The following is a 17,351-nucleotide window of genomic DNA, read 5'->3' on the forward strand; positions in this document are numbered from 1 at the left end:
GGTGGGTCAGCTCTCGTCCTTCTCACTGCCCCGGCGGCTCAGCAGCTTGAAGCCGGGGATCCCGATGATCGCCTGCCGGACCTCCTTGAGCACGTCCAGGAGCTCGTGCACGTCCGGTCCGACACGGTCGAGCGTCGTGAGGATCGGCATGATGTCCTCCTCCATGTGCTCGGTGAACTTCGGCAGCTGGTCCACCAGCCGGATCGCGGCGCGCACCTCCTCCTCGGAGAGCTCGTCGACGAAGCGCTGGGCCAGCGGGGCCGCCCGGCGGGCCAGCGGGCCGTAGAGGTCCAGCAGCTCACCGGCCTGCTCGCTGGCGCCCGCGGCCTGCCCGACGACCTCGCCCGCCCGGTCGGACACCGCCTTCGCCGCGGTGACGACACCGGTCGCGTCGGTGGTGACGGTCTCGACCTGCCCGATGAGGCCGCCGGCGCGCTCGCTGATCTCGCCGACGGTCCGGATGAGCCCGCCCGCCTCGCCGGTGACGGTGTCGACCCGCGCGAGCAGCCCGCTCGCGTTCCCGGTGACCACCGACACCTGCTCGACGATGCCCTCGGCGTTCTGCGAGACCGTGGTGACCCGCCGGACCAGGTCGCCCGCCTCCTCCGACACCGTGGTGACGCGCCGGACGAGCTCGCCCGCCTCGTCGGAGACGGTGGTGACCCGGCGGACCAGGCCGTCGGCCTGCTCGGACACGGTGGTGACCTTGCGGACCAGGGTGTCGGCCTCGTCGGCGACCCCGCCGACCCGCGCGACCAGCTCCTCGGCGTTCCCGGCGACGCCGGTGACCCGTCCGACCAGCTCCTCGGCGTTCCCGGCGACGCCGGTGACCCGCGCGACCAGCTCCTCCGCGTTCCCCGCGACGCCGGTGACCCGGGCGACGAGCGCCTCGGCCTGCTCCGCGACCGGGCGGACCCGGGCCACGAGCCCGGTCGCCTCCCCGGCGACGGTGTCGACGGTCCCGATCAGCCCCTCGGCCCGGTCGACGACGCCGTCCACCCGGTCGAGCAGCTGCTCGGCGCGGGTCGCGATCGTGCCGATCCGGCCGACCAGCGAGCCGACCTCCTCCAGCAGTTCCCCGGCCCGGGCGGGCAGCCCGGCGACGGTCCCGGCGAGGTCGCCGGTCGCCTCGACCACGGAGGCCGCGCCGGAGAGCAGGTCGGACGGGCCGGGAACGTCGATACCCGCGATGCGCAGCGCCATGGCCCGGATCATTCCAGTCCGGCGGCCGCGCGGCTCAGGAGTCGGGGGTGCGGGCGCAGAGCTCGTCGACGGTGAGGTCGCGTGGCGGCAGGTTCGCCGCGGTGAACCCGAACGGCGCGGCGAGCTCCAGCCAGCGCCCGGAGTCCTGCAGCGCGGTGAGCCCGCGGTCGAACTCGTCGCGGAAGGCACCGTCGGCGGGGCGGAACGCGAACGCCCCTGCCCCGACGACCGGTCGTCCCGCCACCTCGGGGGCGAACGCGGCGGTCACCTCCAGACCGATGCCCGCGTTGCGGCGGACCTCGTCGAGCAGCGAGATGCGGGTGAGCGCCCCCACCTGCGCACCGCCGTTCGCGACCTCGCGCACCAGCGCGCCCTGCGAGTCGACGGTGACGATGTGCTCGGCCCGGATGCCGGCCGCGAGCGCGTACTCCTGCTCGGCGCTGCCGTCGAGCACCGCCAGCGTCGCCCCGGACCGGCGGACCCCGGCCAGTGTCGCGACGCCCAGCGGGTTCCCGGCCGGGACCACCAGGCCGGTACCCGCCACGTAGTCGGGGCGGGAGAACGCGACCTGCTGGCAGCGCAGCGCGGTGATCGTCAGCCCGACCGCGATGACGTCGAAGCGGCCGTCGAGCAGGCCGGGGACGAGCTGGTCGAACCTCGTCTGGACCGCGGCCAAGCCGCTGCCGCCGAGGTCGGTGACCACCGCGCGGGCCACCTCCGGGCTCTCCCCGGTGGCCCGGCCGGAGCCGTCGGTGTAGCCGAACGGGCGCTCCCCGGACAGCCCGACGACGACGTCGCCGCCGGCTCGGAGCCGGGACAGCGGGTCCGACGGCCCCCCGCAGCCGCCCAGCAGCGGCCCAGCCAGCGCCGTCCCGCCGAGGGCGGCGGCCGCCCCCAGCAGGCGCCGCCGGCTCAGCCGGGTGGTGGTGCGGATCTGCATGGTCCCGCGAGCCTAGGTGTCGATCAGTCGGTCCACTCCGGGGCCCGCTTCTCCAGGAACGACGCCATGCCCTCGCGGGCGCCCCCGGACTGCGACATCGACGCCATGACCTCGGCCGCGACACCGTAGGCGTCGGCCTCGGGACGGTCGAGCTGGGCGTAGAGGGTCTGCTTGCCGACGGCCTTGGACAGCCTGCTGCCCCGGGTCGCACGGGCGAGCAGCTCGTCCACGCGGGCGTCGAGGTCGCCGTCGGGAACGGCGTAGTTGATCAGGCCCCAGTCGGCGGCGGTGGCCGCGTCGACCGGGTCCCCGGTCAGGGCCAGCTCCATCAGCCGCTTGCGTCCGATGTTCCGCGCGACCGGGACGGCCGGGGTGTGGCAGAACCAGCCGCCCTTGCCGCCGGGCAGCGCGAACGTCGCGGACTCCGCGGCGACGGCGAGGTCGCAGGACGCGACGAGCTGGCAGCCCGCGGCCCAGGCCGTCGCGTGGACCCGGGCGATCACGACCTGCGGCACCTCCTGCACGGTGCGCATGACCGTCGTGCACAGCCGCAGCAGGGAGCGGACCCCCGCCAGGTCGCGGGCGGCGACGTCGCCGAAGTCGTGGCCCGAGGAGAAGGCCTTGCCCTCCCCGGCGAGCACGATCCCGGTCGCGTCGCTGCGTCCGGCGCTCTCGAAGGCGTCCAGCAGCTCGCGCAGGTGGTCCTCGGTGAGGGAGTTGCGTCGCTGCGGGCGGTTCATCGTGATCCGGACCGTGTCGCCGTCCTGCTTGACCAGCAGGTGCTCGTAGTCGGGCATGGGTCGACGGTAGCCCGGAAAACCCTCGACGCCGAGACCCGTCGGGGCTAGCCTGACCGCATGACCGGATTCGTAGATCCGGTCACGAGGTCGGGAGGTGGCGTGACGGCAGTGGTGCCGGCCGGGGACGGGGCGGACCTGGCGCGGATGGAACGGGTGCTCGACGCGGCGGCCGAGCTGCTGGTCCGCCAGGGCTACCGGCGGGTCACGGTGGAGGACGTCGCGCGCCGCGCCGGCGTCGGGAAGGGCACCGTCTACCTGCACGTCCGCAGCAAGGACGCGCTGTTCCTCACCGTGCTGCTGCGGTCGCAGCGGCGGCTGTTCGCCGAGCTGGCCGACCGGATGCTCGCCGAGCACGTCGTCGCCCTGCCCTGGGGGATGTCGCGCGTGCTCTACGAGCGGCTGCGCGCCGACGAGGTCGCCCGGGTGCTCTACCTCGGCGACACCGAGGTGCTCGGCCGGCTCGCGCACGAGGCCGCGGGGACCCTCGGGGAGCTCGGGCGCCGCCGCGACGCCGTGGTGCGCGAGCACTTCCGGCTGCTGCGCGCGGCCCGCCTGGTCGACGACGACATCGCCGCCGACGAGCAGATCCACGCCTGGGGCGCGGTGACCTGGGGGTACTTCCTCGCCGAGGGCACCGGGAGCGCGTTCGCCCCGGCCGGCCCGGCGCGCACCGCCGCACTGATCGAGCACGGCCTGGCCCGGCAGCTCGCCGGGCCCGCCCCCGCGTCCCGCGCCGCGGACCTCGCGGGGGAGGTCGCCGCGCTGTACCGGCCACTGGTCGCCCACATCGACGACGAGTGGAGACGTCGCGTCCGCTGACCCGGGCGCGCGAGGAGAGGATCCCCGAGATGGCCGCACCGAGTGCCGTGGACCTGATGGACCCGGCCGTCACCGCCGACCCGTACACCGCCTACGGGCGGATGCGCGAGCAGGCGCCCACCACCACCGTGACGATGCTGGGCAGCCCGCCCGCCGTGCTCGTCACCCGCTACGACGACGTCCGCACGGTCCTGACCGACCCGCGGTTCGTGACCGATCCGGCGCTCGCGGGCGGGCCGGACATCCGCGAGAAGATCATGGCGACGATGGGGGTGCCCGACGACGTCGCGGGCTACCTGGTGCGCACCATCCTCACCGTCGACGGCGACGAGCACACCCGGCTGCGCAAGCTCGTGTCGCGCGCGTTCACGGTGAAGCGGGTGGCGGCGCTGCGCCCGCGGGTGGAGGAGATCACCGCCGCCCTGCTCGACGACGTGGCCGCCGCCGGGGCCGGTGGCGCGCCGGTGGACCTGGTGGAGGCGCTGGCCTACCCGCTGCCGATCACCGTGATCTGCGAGCTCGTCGGGGTGCCCGGGCCCGAGCGCCCGCAGTGGCACGAATGGGGCGCGGTGCTGACCACGATGGACCGCGAGCGGACCGGGCCCGCGCTGCGGGCGGCGATCGCCCACGTGCACGCCCTCATCGACGCCCGCCGGGCCGAGCCCGCCGACGACCTGGTCAGCGCCCTGATCTCCGCCCAGGACGACGACGGCGACCGCCTCTCGGACCGCGAGATAGTCACGATGATCTTCGCGATCGTCATGGCCGGGCACGAGACGACGGCGCACCTGGTCACCAACGGCGTGCTGGCGCTGCTGGGCGCCCCGGACCAGCTCGCCGCGCTGCGGGCCGACCCGGCGGGCTGGCCGGGCGCGGTGCACGAACTGATGCGCGCCCGCGGCCCGGTGCAGTTCACCCAGTTCCGGTACCCGACCGTCGACGTCGAGCTGGGCGGCACCGTCGTGCCCGCCGGGACCCCGGTCATCGCCGGGCTGCTGCCGGCCAACCACGACCCGCGCGCCTACGACCGGCCCGACGAGCTCGACCTCGCCCGGGAGACCGGGCGGGGCGACGGACACCTCGGGTTCGGGCAGGGCGCGCACTACTGCCTGGGTGCCGCGCTGGCCCGGCAGGAGGGCGAGGTGGCCTTCCGGATGCTGTTCGAACGCTTCCCCGGCCTGCGGCTCGCCGTGCCGGCCGCGGAGGTCACCTGGCTGCCCCGTCCCGGGTTCAGCCGGGTGGCGGCGCTGCCGGTGCTCACCGGGTGATCGCCGGGAGTGGAGCGTCGAGGGCAGTGCACTGCGTCCTGCGCTCCACTCCCGCCGATCATGCCCGCGCGTCGTGCAGGATCAGCAGCGCCCAGGCGGCGAGCGACTGGGCGTCGGTCAGCTCGCCGCGGCGGACCATCGCCTCGAACCCGTCCGGGGTGAACCAGGCGGCGCGCATGTCCTGCTCGGAGTGCTCGCGGCGCGGCGGGCCCGCGGTCAGCCCGGTCGCGAGGTAGACGTGACCGCGCTGGCTGGACATGCCCGGCGCGCAGTCCAGCGTGCCGAGCAGGGTCATCCGCGCCGCGGCCAGCCCGGTCTCCTCGACGAGTTCGCGCACCGCCAGCTCGGCCGGGTCCACGTCGGCCCGGTCGGGCGCGGTGCCCGCCGGGAACTCCCAGCGGCGGCCGCCCACCGGGTAGCGGTACTGCTCGACCAGGTGCAGACGGCCGTCGTCGTCGCGGGGGATCACCAGGGCGTAGGTGGGCTTGTCGACGACGCCGTAGATCCCCCGGGTGCCGTCGGCACGCCGGATGCCGTCCTCCCGGACGGTCATCCAGTCGTTGGCGTACACCCGGCGGCTCGAGGTCTGCTCGATCACCCGCCCAGGATGATCCATCCACCCGGCCTTACAGTGAGCCGGGTGCGTCTCGTCATCGCCCGCTGCCAGGTGGACTACGTCGGACGGCTGACCGCCCACCTGCCCATGGCCCTCCGTCTGCTGCTGGTCAAGCGGGACGGCTCGGTGAGCATCCACGCCGACGACCGCGCCTACAAGCCGCTCAACTGGATGTCGCCACCGTGCTGGCTCACCGAGGAGCCCGGCGTGTGGACGGTGCGGAACAAGGCCGACGAGTCGCTGGTCATCACCATCGACGAGGTGCTGCACGACTCCAGCCACGAGCTCGGTGTCGATCCCGGCCTGGTCAAGGACGGCGTCGAGGCGCACCTGCAGGAGCTGCTCGCCGCGCACCCGGAGACCTTCGGGGAGGGCCACACGCTGGTCCGCCGCGAGTACATGACCGCCGTCGGCCCGGTCGACCTGCTGCTGCGCGACGGGAACGGCGCGCACGTCGCGGTCGAGGTGAAGCGCCGCGGCGAGATCGACGGCGTCGAGCAGCTCACCCGGTACCTGGAGCTGATGAACCGCGACCCGCTGCTCGCGCCGGTGCACGGGGTGTTCGCGGCCCAGCAGATCAAGCCGCAGGCCCGCACGCTGGCCGTCGACCGCGGGATCCGCTGCGTGACCGTCGACTACGACGCGCTGCGCGGGATGGCGCGCGACGACCTGCTCCTGTTCTGAGGCGGCCCCGCCGGGCCAGCGCAGGCCCGGCCGGGCCCTGCCACGGCGTCTAGCCTGACCGCGTGAGTGCCACCGCCGCTGACTCCGCCCGCACGACCGCCGCCGTGCCCGCCTCGGGGGACTTCGCGTCCCTCTCCCCGCGCACCGGGGAGGAGCTCGCCCGCTACCCCGTCCACGACGGCGAGCACGTGCGTGCCGCCGTCCGCGACGCCGGCGAGGCCGGGGTGTGGTGGGACGGGCTCGGGTTCGCCGAGCGCCGTCGCCGGCTCGCGGCCTGGAAGAAGGTGCTGGTCGCGCAGCTCGACCGGGTTGCCGGTGTCGTCGCCGCCGAGACCGGCAAGCCGCTCGACGACGCCCGCCTCGAGGTCGTGCTCGCCATCGACCACCTGGACTGGGCCTCGGCCAACGCCGCGAAGGTGCTCGGGAAGCGTTCGGTGTCCCCGGGCCTGCTGATGGCGAATCAGGCGGCGTCGGTGGCGTACCGACCGCTGGGCGTCGTCGGCGTCATCGGGCCGTGGAACTACCCGATCTTCACCCCGATGGGCTCGATCGCCTACGCGCTGGCCGCCGGCAACACCGTGGTGTTCAAGCCCTCGGAGCTGACCCCGGGCGTCGGGCACGAGATCGCCCGCACGCTCGCCGAGGCCGTTCCCGAGGTGGGCCGCCACCCGCTGCTGACCGTCGTCACCGGGTTCGGGCCGACCGGCGCCGAGCTGTGCCGCGCCCCCGGCGTCGGCAAGATCGCGTTCACCGGGTCCGCCGCGACCGGCCGCCGGGTGATGGCCTCCTGCGCGGAGAACCTGGTTCCGGTGCTCATGGAGTGCGGCGGCAAGGACCCGCTGATCGTCGACGCCGACGCCGACCTCGACGCCGCCGCGGACGCCGCCGTCTGGGGCGGGATGTCCAACGCGGGCCAGACCTGCGTCGGGGTGGAGCGGGTCTACGTCGTCGAGTCCGTCGCGGGCCGGTTCCTGGAGAAGGTGCGGGCCTCGGCGTCGAAGCTGCAGGTCGGCACGGCCACGAACGAGGGTGACCTCGGGCCGATGACGATGCCGTCGCAGACCGAGATCGTGCGCCGGCACGTCACCGACGCCCTGGAGCGCGGTGGCCGCGCGATCGTCGGCGGCGCCGACTCGGTGCCCGCCCAGGGCGGGTCGATCTCGCCGGTCGTCATCGCCGACGTGCCCGAGGACTCCGTCGCGGTCACCGAGGAGACCTTCGGCCCGCTGGTCGTGGTCAACCGGGTGCCCGACGTCGACGAGGCGGTCCGCCGCGCCAACGCCACCGGCTACGGCCTCGGCGCGACCGTGTTCTCCGCGAAGCACGGCGAGCAGATCGCCGAGCGGCTCCGCTGCGGGATGGTCTCGATCAACGGCGTGATCTCCTTCGCCGGGATCCCGTCGCTGCCCTTCGGCGGGGTGGGGGAGTCCGGCTTCGGACGCATCCACGGCGCCGACGGCCTGCGCGAGTTCACCCGCGCCCAGTCGATCGCCCGGCAGCGGTTCGGGATGCCGATCGTCGTCACCAGCTTCCGGCGGACCGCGCGCACGATGCAGACGCTGGTCGGGATCGTCAAGGCCCGCCACGGGCGCTGAGGGACCCCCTCACCCGACGACCAGGACCGTTCCCGCACGTCGGGGTGGTCCTGGTCGCATGTTACCCACTGGTAGCACCGCTGGATGACAGGATGCGCGACGACGCGGAAGACAGGGTTGTCGAACCAGGAGGTTGCAGCGTGACACGTGAGTTCCGGACCGTCGGAGTGGTCGGCCTCGGCACGATGGGGGCGGGCATCGTCGAGGTCTTCGCCCGCAACGGTCTCGACGTGGTCGCCGTCGAGGTGGACGAGGCGTCGGGAGAGCGCGGCCGGGCCCACCTGACGGCCTCGACCGACCGCGCCATCGAGCGCGGCAAGCTCACCCGGGAGCAGGCGGACGAGCTCCTCGGTCGCATCACCGTCACCACCACCCTGGCCGACCTGGCGCCGGCGCAGCTGGTCGTCGAGGCCATCCCGGAGAGCCTGGACGCCAAGACCGCGCTGCTGGCCGAGGTCGACAAGGTCGTCGCCGAGGACACCATCCTCGCCTCGAACACCTCGTCGCTGTCGGTCACCGAGCTGGCCGTGCGCACCACCCGCCCCGGCAAGGTCGTCGGGATGCACTTCTTCAACCCGGCACCGGTGCAGAAGCTGGTCGAGGTCGTGCGGACCGTCGTCACCGAGCCCGACGTCATCTCCGACGTCCAGGCGTTCGCCGACTCCCTCGGCAAGGTCCCGGTCGTCATCGGCGACCGCGCCGGCTTCATCGCCAACGCGCTGCTGTTCGGCTACCTGAACCACGCGGCGAAGATGTACGCCGAGCGCTACGCCAGCCGCGAGGACCTCGACGCCGGCATGCGCTACGGCTGCGGCTACCCGATGGGTCCGCTGGCCCTGCTCGACCTCATCGGCCTGGACACCGCCTACGAGATCCTCGAGACGATGTACGGCGAGTCGCGCAACCTGATGCACGCGCCGAACCCGGTGTTCAAGCAGATGATCACCGCCGGGCTGCTCGGCCGGAAGACCGGGCGCGGCTTCTACACCTACTCCGCCCCGCACAGCTCCACCGTCGTCGCCGACGGCGAGACCCCCGCCTCGGCCGTGCCCGACGACGTGACCCTGCGCGACGTGCAGCGGGTCGGCGTGATCGGCACCGGCACCATGGCCTCGGGCATCGTCGAGGTGTTCGCCAAGGCCGGCTACGACGTCGTCGTCCGCGGGCGCAGCGACTCCAAGGTCGAGGGCTCGGTCGCGCTGGTGCGCAAGTCCCTGGACAAGGCGGTCGCCCGCGGCAAGCTGGACGAGGCGGGTCGCGACGCCGTCCTCGCCCGGATCAGCGGCACCACCGCGCTGAAGGACATGGCCGAGGTCGACCTCGTCGTCGAGGCCGTCGCCGAGGAGCTCGACGTCAAGCGGGCGATGTTCGGCGCGCTCGACGAGATCTGCAAGCCGGGCGCGATCCTGGCGACGACGACGTCCTCGCTGCCCGTCGTCGAGTGCGCCGCGGTCACGAGCCGCCCCGGCGACGTGATCGGCATGCACTTCTTCAACCCCGCACCGGTGATGAAGCTGGTCGAGGTGGTGTCCACGATCGGCACCTCGCGCGATGTGGCCGCCACGATCCTCGACGTGTGCCAGAAGCTGAAGAAGGTCCCGGTCAGCTGCGGTGACCGGGCCGGGTTCATCGTCAACGCGCTGCTGTTCCCGTACCTGAACGACGCGGTCAAGATGCTGGAGGCGCACTACGCGACCGCCGACGACATCGACGCCGCCATGAAGACCGGCTGCGCGCTGCCGATGGGCCCGTTCGAGCTGCTCGACGTCGTCGGGCTCGACGTGTCGCTGGCGATCGAGAAGTCCCTCTACGCCGAGTTCCACCAGGCCGGGTTCGCCCCCGCGCCGCTGCTGGAGCACCTGGTCACCGCGGGCCGGCTCGGGCGCAAGACCGGTCACGGGTTCCGGGACTACACCAAGCGCTGAGGGATCCCGGCACCCCTGGGACACTGGGGGGCATGGCAGGACGGCGTGCACGACGGCCCCGCCCCTCGGAACGGGGTCGGGGCCGTCCCGTCGCGCCACCGCTGGGCAGCGGCATGACGACCGACCTGGAGAGCGGCCGCGACGGCGAGCACTACGTCCGCCGGGTGCCGGGCGGCACCACCGTGAAGCACTACCGGTGCCCCGGCTGCGACCAGCTGCTGCCCTCGGGGATGCCGCACGTGGTGACCTGGCCCGCCGAGGACGGCCGCGGGGTCGAGGAGCGGCGGCACTGGCACCTGCCGTGCTGGAACGCGCGCGACCGTCGGCGGGCGGGCTTCCGGCGGCACTGAGCGGCGCGGTGCCGGTTCCCGGCGGTACCGAGCGGCGCGGTGCGGTTCCCGGCGGCCCCGCGCCGCGCGGGGCCGGTTCCCGGCCGTACCGCGCCGCGCGGACGGGTCCCGCTCAGCGGGTGCGTGCGGTGCGCTTGCTGCCGCCGTAGCTGCTGCGGGCCCGCGGCGAGGGCCGGGGGCGGCCGGACCCGGAGCTCCCGCTGCCCGTCGGCCCGGCCGGGGGCTCCGGCTCGCTCCCCGCGGCGGCGGACCGGCGCTCCGTCGCCGCGACGGCCTCCTCGACCGTGCGGGGCGTGCTCGGGGGGTGTCGGCCGCGCCCGGCGCCGTGGGAGCCACGGTGGTCGGCGGCTCGGCGGTCCCGGCCGCGGGCTGCTCGACGGGGGCCTGCCCCGCGGGCGGCCCGTCGGCGGGCAGGTCGGCCAGGGCCGGGCCCGCATCGAGGTCGTCGACGCCGGACTCGATGAGCGACCGCGCGCCACGCAGCTGCTCGGCGACCCGGGCGCGCAGCCCGATGAGCTGCTCGACGCGGCGCTGGGCGGCGGAGGTGGTCTCCTCGGCGTCCCGGCGGGCGTCGGACCGGATCTTCTCGCCGTCGGTACGGGCCTGGTCCAGGTCGCGGCGGATCCGCTCCGCGGCCTCGCGCTCACGGCGCGAGATGTCGGCCTCGAGCGCGTCGCGCTCGGCGAACAGCGAGGTCAGCGCCTCGGTACGGCGCTGGTCCATCGCGATCCGGAAGTCGTGCTCGACCTGCTCGCGGTTCTCCCGGGCCTCGGTGTCGGCGCGGGTGATCCGGGCGGTGACGGTGCGCTCGGCCTCGGTGAGCTCGCGCTCGGTGGAGCTGCGCTGCTCGGCGAGGTCGCGCTCGGTCGTCGTGCGCTGCTCGGCCAGTTCGGCCTCGGTGACGCGTCGCCGCTCGGCGAGCTCGGCCTCGGTGCGCTCACGCAGCGCGGCCAGCTCCCGCTCGACGCGGGACTGCTTCTCCTCGACGGTGCGCTCCCGCTCGGCGGACCGGTGCGCGGCCTCCGCGGCCGTGGCCTCGGCCTGCGCGAGGGTCTGCTCGGCCCGGACGCGCGCGTCCTCGACGACGGTGCGGGCGTGCTCCTCGGCCCGGCGGCGCTTCTCGGCGATCTCGCGGTCCGCCGCGGCGTGCATCTCGGCGACCTCGTCCTCGGCGAGACGCAGCATCGACCGGAGCCGCTCGCTCATGCCCTGCACGCTCTGCGGCGGGCCGGCGAGCCGGTTGACCTGCTGCTGCATGGCCTCGGCGCGGGTACGGGCGTCGTCGAGCTCGCGGCTCAGCCGGGTGTTCTGGGCGACCGCCGCGTCACGGTCGGCCGCCAGCATGCGCACCTCGGCGTCGAGCCGGCGCAGGTGGCTGTCGACCTGCGCCTGGTCGTAGCCGCGGCGCGCGATCGAGAAACCGGTCCGGGGTACGGGCACATCGTGGTCACCGGCCATGTCATTCACCGTACCGTCGCCGACGTTCCACAGCCGTGAGTTCGCACCGAGGGTCACGGGGTTCACCCCGCTATGGACAGAGGCCCCGTCCGTGTGACACGGACGGGGCCTCCGGACGACCGATCGGGGGTCAGACGCCCCGGAACCGGTTGATGCCGGGCAGGTGCTTCTCGCGCTTCTCCGGGTTCGTGACACCGAGGCCCTCCTCGGGAGCCAGCGCGAGCACGCCGACCTTGCCCTGGTGGAGGTTCTGCTTGACGTCGTTGGCGGCCTGGCCGGTCTCGGTCAGCGGGTACACCCGCGACAGCGTCGGGTGGATCATGCCCTTGGCGACGAGCCGGTTGGCCTCGTAGGCCTCGCGGTAGTTCGCGAAGTGCGAGCCGACGATCCGCTTGAGGTTCATCCACAGGTAGCGGTTGTCGAACTCGTGCATGTAGCCCGAGGTCGAGGCGCAGGTGACGATCTGGCCGCCCTTGCGGGTGACGTAGACCGAGGCGCCGAAGGTCTCGCGGCCCGGGTGCTCGAAGACGATGTCGGGGTCCTCGCCGCCGGTGAGCTCGCGGATCTTCGCGCCGAGCCGCTTCCACTCCTTCGGGTCCTGGGTGGTCTCGTCCTTCCAGAACTTGTAGCCCTCGGCGTTGCGGTCGATGACCAGCTCCGCGCCCATGTCGCGGCAGATCTGGGCCTTCTCCTCCGAGGAGACGACGCAGATCGGGGTGGCGCCGCCGTTGAGGGCGAACTGGGTGGCGTAGGAGCCGAGGCCGCCGGAGGCGCCCCAGATCAGCACGACGTCGCCCTGCTTCATGTCGGCGCCGTTCTTCGACACCAGCTGGCGGTAGGCGGTGGAGTTGACCAGGCCCGGGGACGCGGCCTCCTCCCAGGTGAGGTGGTCCGGCTTCGGCATCAGCTGGTTGGACTTGACCAGGGCCAGCTCGGCGAGGCCGCCGAAGTTGGTCTCGAAGCCCCAGATGCGCTGCTCCGGGTCCATCATCGTGTCGGAGTGCCCGTCCGGGCTCTCCAGCTCGACCGAGAGGCAGTGCGCGACGACCTGGTCGCCCGGCTTCCAGCTGTTCACGCCCGGCCCGGTCCGCACGACGACGCCGGCGAGGTCGGAGCCGACCACGTGGTAGGGCAGGTCGTGCCGCTTGGCCAGCGGCGAGAGCTTGCCGTAGCGCTTGAGGAAGCTGAACGTCGAGACCGGCTCGAAGATCGAGGTCCAGACGGTGTTGTAGTTGATCGCGCTGGCCATGACGGCCACGAGCGCCTCACCGGGGCCGAGCTCGGGGACCGGGACGTCCTCGACGCGCAGGCTCTTGCGCGGGTCCTTCTCCTTGGTGGTCAGACCCTCGAACATGTCCGCGTCCTCGGCGCGGACGGTGACGCCCTGGTAGTGCTCGGGCACCTCCAGGCCTCCGACGTCGGTGAACCGTCCGGCGAGGATGGCGTCGCGGATGTCCTTCACTGCTGGCCTCCGATGGCGACGTTGTCAGGGGAGTCGGGTGGGCTCACCCGATGATGCTTGGGATACCGCAAGTTACTGCGTAGTATCTTAACCGTAGGTCGCCGGTGAGGGTGATACCCGAAGTGCGCTTCGTGATGCACCCCACCGGACGTCCGTACTGTCCTTCGGGACGGGGTCGTGCGTCGTCCGTCAGTGCGCGTCCGCGGCCGGCTCGACGAGCTCGACCAGCACCCCGCCGGCGTCCTTCGGGTGCACGAAGTTGACCTTCGAGTTCGACGTGCCGCGGCGGGGGGCGTCGTAGAGCAGGCGCAGGCCCTTCGCCCGCAGCGCGTCCGCCGCGGCGGCGACGTCGGTGACCCGGTAGGCGACCTGCTGCAGCCCCGGGCCGTTGCGGCCGATGAACTTCGCGATCGTCGAGTCCTCGTTCAGCGGGGCGAGCAGCTGCACCTTCGTGGCGCCGGCCGCCTCGCCGGGCGCCCCGAGCATGGCCTCGCGCACGCCCTGCTCGGTGTTGGTCTCGGTGTGCACCGCGACCAGGCCCAGGTTCTCCGCGTACCAGCGGATGGCCTCGTCCAGGTCGGGCACCGCGATGCCCACGTGGTCCACGGCCACGACCAGCGGCGACAGGGCGTCCTCGGTTGTCGTCATGGGGGCAGAAGCTACCGGTTCTACTCGTCGGTAGGTGCCTGTGCCACTGGTCACCCCCACCGTTCGGTGCGTCCGGACGGGTCGTGGCCGTGGGTATGGTGGCGGCCCACCTGACAACGAAGCCTGATGGAGGACCCCGTGTCCGGAACCGTGATCGTCGCCGGCGCCCGCACCCCGATGGGCCGTCTGCTCGGCTCCCTGAAGGGCTTCTCCGGGGCCCAGCTGGGCGGCGTGGCCATCAAGGCCGCGCTCGAGCCCGCCGGTGTGGCCCCCGACCAGGTCCAGTACACGATCATGGGGCAGGTCCTCACCGCCGGCGCGGGACAGATCCCGGCGCGTCAGGCCGCCGTCGAGGCCGGCATCCCGATGGACGTCCCGGCGCTGACCATCAACAAGGTCTGCCTGTCCGGTGTCGACGCCATCGCGCTGGCCGACCAGCTCATCCGCGCCGGCGAGTTCGACATCGTCGTCGCCGGTGGCCAGGAGTCGATGACCCAGGCCCCGCACCTGCTCACCAAGTCCCGCGAGGGCACCAAGTTCGGTGACGCCACCCTCACCGACCACATGGCCTACGACGGTCTGTTCTGCGCGTTCGACCAGGTCGCGATGGGCGCCTCCACCGAGAAGTACAACGAGCGCTACGGCCTGACCCGCGAGGAGCAGGACGCCTTCTCCGCCCGCTCGCACCAGCGCGCCGCCCGCGCCGCGCAGGACGGCACGTTCGACCAGGAGATCGCCCCGGTCGAGATCCCGCAGCGCAAGGGCGACCCGGTCGTCTTCTCGACCGACGAGGGCGTGCGCGGCGACACCACCGCCGAGGGCCTGGGCAAGCTCCGGCCCGCCTTCGCCGCCGACGGCACCATCACCGCGGGGTCGGCCTCGCAGATCTCCGACGGCGCGGCCGCCGTGGTCGTGATGAGCAAGGCCAAGGCCGAGGAGCTGGGCCTGGACTGGATCGCCGAGATCGGCGCGCACGGCGTCGTCGCCGGTCCGGACGCCTCGCTGCACGAGCAGCCCGCGAACGCGATCGCCAAGGCGTGCGAGAAGGAGGGCATCCAGCCCGCCGACCTCGACCTCATCGAGATCAACGAGGCGTTCGCCGCGGTCGGTATCGTCTCCGCCCGCAAGCTCGGCATCGACGAGGAGAAGGTGAACGTCGACGGCGGCGCCATCGCCCTCGGCCACCCGATCGGCATGTCCGGCGCGCGGATCGCGCTGCACCTGGCGCTCGCGCTCAAGGCGCGCGGCGGCGGCGTCGGTGCGGCCGCGCTGTGCGGCGGCGGTGGCCAGGGCGACGCGCTGATCGTGCGCGTCCCCAAGGCCTGATCTCCGTGTAGTCCACGTCGGCCCCCGCCTCGGCGGGGGCCGACGTGCATCCGCCCCCCGACAAGGAGGCCGACCGTGCCCGGACCGCCGGACCCCCGCGACCTGGTGGAACGCGCCCGCCGCGGCGAACAGCTCGCCGTCGCCCGGCTCATCTCGATGGTGGAGAACGCCGGCCCGCAGCTGCGGGAGGTGTCGGCGGCGCTGTCGCCGCACACCGGGCGCGCGCACGTCGTCGGGCTGACCGGGTCCCCGGGGGTGGGCAAGTCGACGTCGACGTCGGCGCTGGTCACCGAGCTGCGGACGCGCGGACGCCGGGTCGGGGTGCTGGCGGTGGACCCGTCCTCACCGTTCAGCGGCGGGGCGCTGCTGGGCGACCGGGTGCGGATGGGCGACCACGCCGACGACGACGGCGTCTTCATCCGGTCGATGGCCACCCGCGGGCACCTGGGCGGGCTGTCCTGGGCGACGCCGCAGGCCCTGCGGGTACTCGACGCGGCGGGCTGCGACGTCGTGCTGATCGAGACCGTCGGTGTCGGGCAGTCCGAGGTGGAGATCGTCGGGCTCGCCGACAGCACCGTCGTGCTGCTCGCGCCCGGGATGGGCGACGGCATCCAGGCGGCCAAGGCCGGGATCCTGGAGATCGGCGACGTCTTCGTGGTCAACAAGGCCGACCGCGAGGGGGCCCGCCGCACGGTGCGCGAGCTGCGGAACATGCTGCACCTGCGCACGCCGGACGGTGCCGAGAGGAGCGCAGGCGGAACGAGCATCGGCGCCGAGCCGTGGGAGCCGCCGGTGCTCTCGACAGTCGCGTCCCGCTCGGAGGGGATCGGGGCCGTCGCCGACGCCCTCGACGAGCACCTCGCCTGGGCCGAGAAGTCCGGTGAACGGGAACGGCGGCGCCGCGAGCGGGCGCGCCGCGAGATCGAGGGCATCGGGATGGAACAGGTCCGGGCCCGGATGGAACGGGTGCGTGGCGGCGACGCGCTCGACACCCTCACCGAGCGGGTGCTGGGCGGCGAGCTGGACCCGTGGGCCGCCGCCGACGAGCTGCTGGAACAGTCGGGCTGAGCCGGTACCCCGGTCAGGGGGGCGTGGCCCCGGGCAGCGTCGCGAGCCGGTCGAGGACGCGCTGCGACCCGCTGCGCAGGGCGAGTGCCCGGGCCCGGGCGTGGGCGGCCCGCGCGGCGGGGCCGTCGCCGTCGCGCAGGGCGGTGAGCACCTCGTCCAGGGCGAGGTCGGTGCGCTCGCGGACCGGCCTCTGCGGCGGGCCGTCGGCGACGGTGAGCCACCCGGGCGCGGTGTGGACGTCGACGGTCGGGCAGGGCCCGGGGCCGGCCCGTCCGGTCCCGCCGCTGTCCCCGGTCCCGCCGCTGTGCCCGGTCTCGCCGCTGTGCCCGGTCTCGTCCCCGGTCTCGTCCCCGGGCCCGGCGGCGCCCGTCGAGGTGGCCGCGCGCCGTCCGGTGGCGCCGTGCGGTCCGGCCGGATCCGGAGCACCGTCCTGCGCGTCGACGGCCGGCAGCTCGGCCAGCAGCCGCTCCCGCCGGTGCCGGGCCTCGTCCGCGGTCCCCGGGTCACCGGCTCGCAGGGCGGCGGACTCCGCCTCGACGTAGGCCGCCCACGCCCGGTCCGGGGCGGCACGGTCGCGTTCCTGGTCCCCGAGCCGCAGCGCGGCCGCGGCCAGCAGCCCGGTGAGCGCCCGCACCCGGCGCGGGTCCCGCGCGTGCGCGGCCGGCTCGCGCAGCTGGGCGACCACGGCGGCCACCGCGTCGTGGGCGGCGGCCGTGCCCAGCCGGTCGTCCAGCGCGGTGGTGGCGGCCCACTGGGCGCGCAGCAGGTCCAGCTCCTCCTCCCCGACGGCGGCCCGCTCCAGCGCCGCACGCAGCCGCGCCGCCCCGTCGAGGGGGTCCGGTCCGGTCGCGTCGGCGAGGCCGAGCCCGGCGGGGGTGCTGTCGTACAGCTCGGCCAGGAGCGCGCGGTGCGTGGCGTCCGGGACGGCGTGGCCGTTCTCCCAGCGCGACAGCTGGGTCTTCAGGCTCGCGGCCCGCGCGGTGCCGCCGCTCCCGGCGACGAGCGCGGCCAGCGCGCGGGCCGCCTCGGACTGGGACCAGCCCCGCCGGTCGCGCGCCGCCCGCAGCGCCGCGCCGGTACCGGGCCGGGCGGGGGAGGGCCGGTCGGCAGAGGGCAGTGGAGCGTGCACGCGACCGATTCTGTCGGTGCCCCGTCGTAGGGTCAACACCGTTGACGCAACCCGTGTCAC

The 17,351-nt window shown here is 74.2% G+C and carries 16 protein-coding genes; 9 read left to right on the forward strand and 7 right to left on the reverse strand.

The window, feature by feature from the left end; translation table 11 throughout:
* Positions 1 to 6: 6 nt before the first annotated feature.
* The 3 genes from AC0GKK_RS21150 to AC0GKK_RS21160 are packed head-to-tail and all read right to left on the reverse strand — an operon-like array spanning position 7 to position 2,940.
* Positions 7 to 1,203, reverse strand: a complete 1,197-nt coding sequence (locus tag AC0GKK_RS21150) for a hypothetical protein (protein WP_489882360.1) — start codon at positions 1,201 to 1,203, stop codon at positions 7 to 9.
* Positions 1,204 to 1,237: 34 nt separating this feature from the next.
* Entirely contained in the window at positions 1,238 to 2,143 is a 906-nt protein-coding gene (locus tag AC0GKK_RS21155; protein ID WP_208824832.1) for a transporter substrate-binding domain-containing protein, read from the reverse strand.
* Positions 2,144 to 2,166: 23 nt separating this feature from the next.
* Positions 2,167 to 2,940, reverse strand: a complete 774-nt coding sequence (locus AC0GKK_RS21160; protein WP_482638224.1) for an enoyl-CoA hydratase-related protein — start codon at positions 2,938 to 2,940, stop codon at positions 2,167 to 2,169.
* 102 nt (positions 2,941 to 3,042) lie between these two features.
* Between AC0GKK_RS21160 and AC0GKK_RS21165 the strand changes: the two genes are divergently transcribed.
* Positions 3,043 to 3,762, forward strand: coding sequence for a TetR/AcrR family transcriptional regulator (locus AC0GKK_RS21165; RefSeq protein WP_346105469.1), 720 nt, complete (start codon positions 3,043 to 3,045; stop codon positions 3,760 to 3,762).
* 29 nt (positions 3,763 to 3,791) lie between these two features.
* Positions 3,792 to 5,030 (forward strand): cytochrome P450 family protein, encoded by a 1,239-nt coding sequence (locus AC0GKK_RS21170; protein WP_489882361.1) that lies wholly within the window; start codon positions 3,792 to 3,794, stop codon positions 5,028 to 5,030.
* Between the two features lie 58 nt (positions 5,031 to 5,088).
* On the opposite strand, the gene AC0GKK_RS21175 is transcribed toward AC0GKK_RS21170, so the two are convergent.
* On the reverse strand, positions 5,089 to 5,625 hold the full coding sequence (locus AC0GKK_RS21175; protein ID WP_455752482.1) for an NUDIX domain-containing protein: 537 nt from the start codon (positions 5,623 to 5,625) through the stop codon (positions 5,089 to 5,091).
* A gap of 45 nt (positions 5,626 to 5,670) precedes the next feature.
* On the opposite strand from AC0GKK_RS21175, the gene nucS reads away from it, so the two are divergent.
* From nucS to AC0GKK_RS21200, 5 genes are all read left to right on the forward strand, one after another.
* Entirely contained in the window at positions 5,671 to 6,330 is a 660-nt protein-coding gene (nucS, locus tag AC0GKK_RS21180) for an endonuclease NucS (protein WP_251784096.1), read from the forward strand.
* Positions 6,331 to 6,392: 62 nt separating this feature from the next.
* On the forward strand, positions 6,393 to 7,925 hold the full coding sequence (locus AC0GKK_RS21185) for an aldehyde dehydrogenase family protein (RefSeq protein WP_374231396.1): 1,533 nt from the start codon (positions 6,393 to 6,395) through the stop codon (positions 7,923 to 7,925).
* 140 nt (positions 7,926 to 8,065) lie between these two features.
* The gene (locus AC0GKK_RS21190; RefSeq protein ID WP_489882362.1) at positions 8,066 to 9,850 is read left to right on the forward strand and encodes a 3-hydroxyacyl-CoA dehydrogenase family protein; all 1,785 of its coding nucleotides are present in this window, start codon (positions 8,066 to 8,068) and stop codon (positions 9,848 to 9,850) included.
* A gap of 113 nt (positions 9,851 to 9,963) precedes the next feature.
* On the forward strand, positions 9,964 to 10,200 hold the full coding sequence (locus tag AC0GKK_RS21195; protein WP_083474308.1) for an Rv1322 family protein: 237 nt from the start codon (positions 9,964 to 9,966) through the stop codon (positions 10,198 to 10,200).
* A gap of 738 nt (positions 10,201 to 10,938) precedes the next feature.
* Complete coding sequence (locus AC0GKK_RS21200) at positions 10,939 to 11,697, forward strand: hypothetical protein (protein ID WP_489882363.1); 759 nt, start codon at positions 10,939 to 10,941, stop codon at positions 11,695 to 11,697.
* A 91-nt stretch (positions 11,698 to 11,788) separates the two neighbouring features.
* Here the strand turns inward: AC0GKK_RS21200 and ccrA are convergent, their stop codons facing one another.
* Positions 11,789 to 13,120 carry a crotonyl-CoA carboxylase/reductase gene (ccrA, locus tag AC0GKK_RS21205; RefSeq protein WP_489882364.1) on the reverse strand — a complete coding sequence of 444 codons (1,332 nt, stop codon included), beginning with the start codon at positions 13,118 to 13,120 and terminating at the stop codon, positions 11,789 to 11,791.
* 189 nt (positions 13,121 to 13,309) lie between these two features.
* On the reverse strand, positions 13,310 to 13,768 hold the full coding sequence (gene mce / locus AC0GKK_RS21210; RefSeq protein ID WP_062397320.1) for a methylmalonyl-CoA epimerase: 459 nt from the start codon (positions 13,766 to 13,768) through the stop codon (positions 13,310 to 13,312).
* 138 nt (positions 13,769 to 13,906) lie between these two features.
* Here mce and AC0GKK_RS21215 point away from each other — a divergent pair, with 138 nt between their 5' ends.
* Both AC0GKK_RS21215 and meaB read left to right on the forward strand, forming a co-directional pair.
* Positions 13,907 to 15,094 (forward strand): acetyl-CoA C-acetyltransferase, encoded by a 1,188-nt coding sequence (locus AC0GKK_RS21215; RefSeq protein ID WP_489882365.1) that lies wholly within the window; start codon positions 13,907 to 13,909, stop codon positions 15,092 to 15,094.
* A gap of 75 nt (positions 15,095 to 15,169) precedes the next feature.
* Positions 15,170 to 16,162, forward strand: coding sequence for a methylmalonyl Co-A mutase-associated GTPase MeaB (gene meaB / locus AC0GKK_RS21220; RefSeq protein WP_405415408.1), 993 nt, complete (start codon positions 15,170 to 15,172; stop codon positions 16,160 to 16,162).
* 13 nt (positions 16,163 to 16,175) lie between these two features.
* Here the strand turns inward: meaB and AC0GKK_RS21225 are convergent, their stop codons facing one another.
* On the reverse strand, positions 16,176 to 17,291 hold the full coding sequence (locus AC0GKK_RS21225) for a hypothetical protein (protein ID WP_489882366.1): 1,116 nt from the start codon (positions 17,289 to 17,291) through the stop codon (positions 16,176 to 16,178).
* Between the last annotated feature and the right edge of the window lie 60 nt (positions 17,292 to 17,351).

The organism is Pseudonocardia sp. P-1, from assembly GCF_058111925.1.

What these genes read in the sequence shown, in the direction of transcription:
- mce (WP_062397320.1), bottom strand. Translation starts at nt 13,768, where the DNA reads ATGACGACAACCGAGGACGCCCTGTCGCCGCTGGTCGTGGCCGTGGAC.
- AC0GKK_RS21150 (WP_489882360.1), bottom strand. Translation starts at nt 1,203, where the DNA reads ATGGCGCTGCGCATCGCGGGTATCGACGTTCCCGGCCCGTCCGACCTG.
- AC0GKK_RS21170 (WP_489882361.1), top strand. Translation starts at nt 3,792, where the DNA reads ATGGCCGCACCGAGTGCCGTGGACCTGATGGACCCGGCCGTCACCGCC.
- AC0GKK_RS21155 (WP_208824832.1), bottom strand. Translation starts at nt 2,143, where the DNA reads ATGCAGATCCGCACCACCACCCGGCTGAGCCGGCGGCGCCTGCTGGGG.
- AC0GKK_RS21160 (WP_482638224.1), bottom strand. Translation starts at nt 2,940, where the DNA reads ATGCCCGACTACGAGCACCTGCTGGTCAAGCAGGACGGCGACACGGTC.
- AC0GKK_RS21195 (WP_083474308.1), top strand. Translation starts at nt 9,964, where the DNA reads ATGACGACCGACCTGGAGAGCGGCCGCGACGGCGAGCACTACGTCCGC.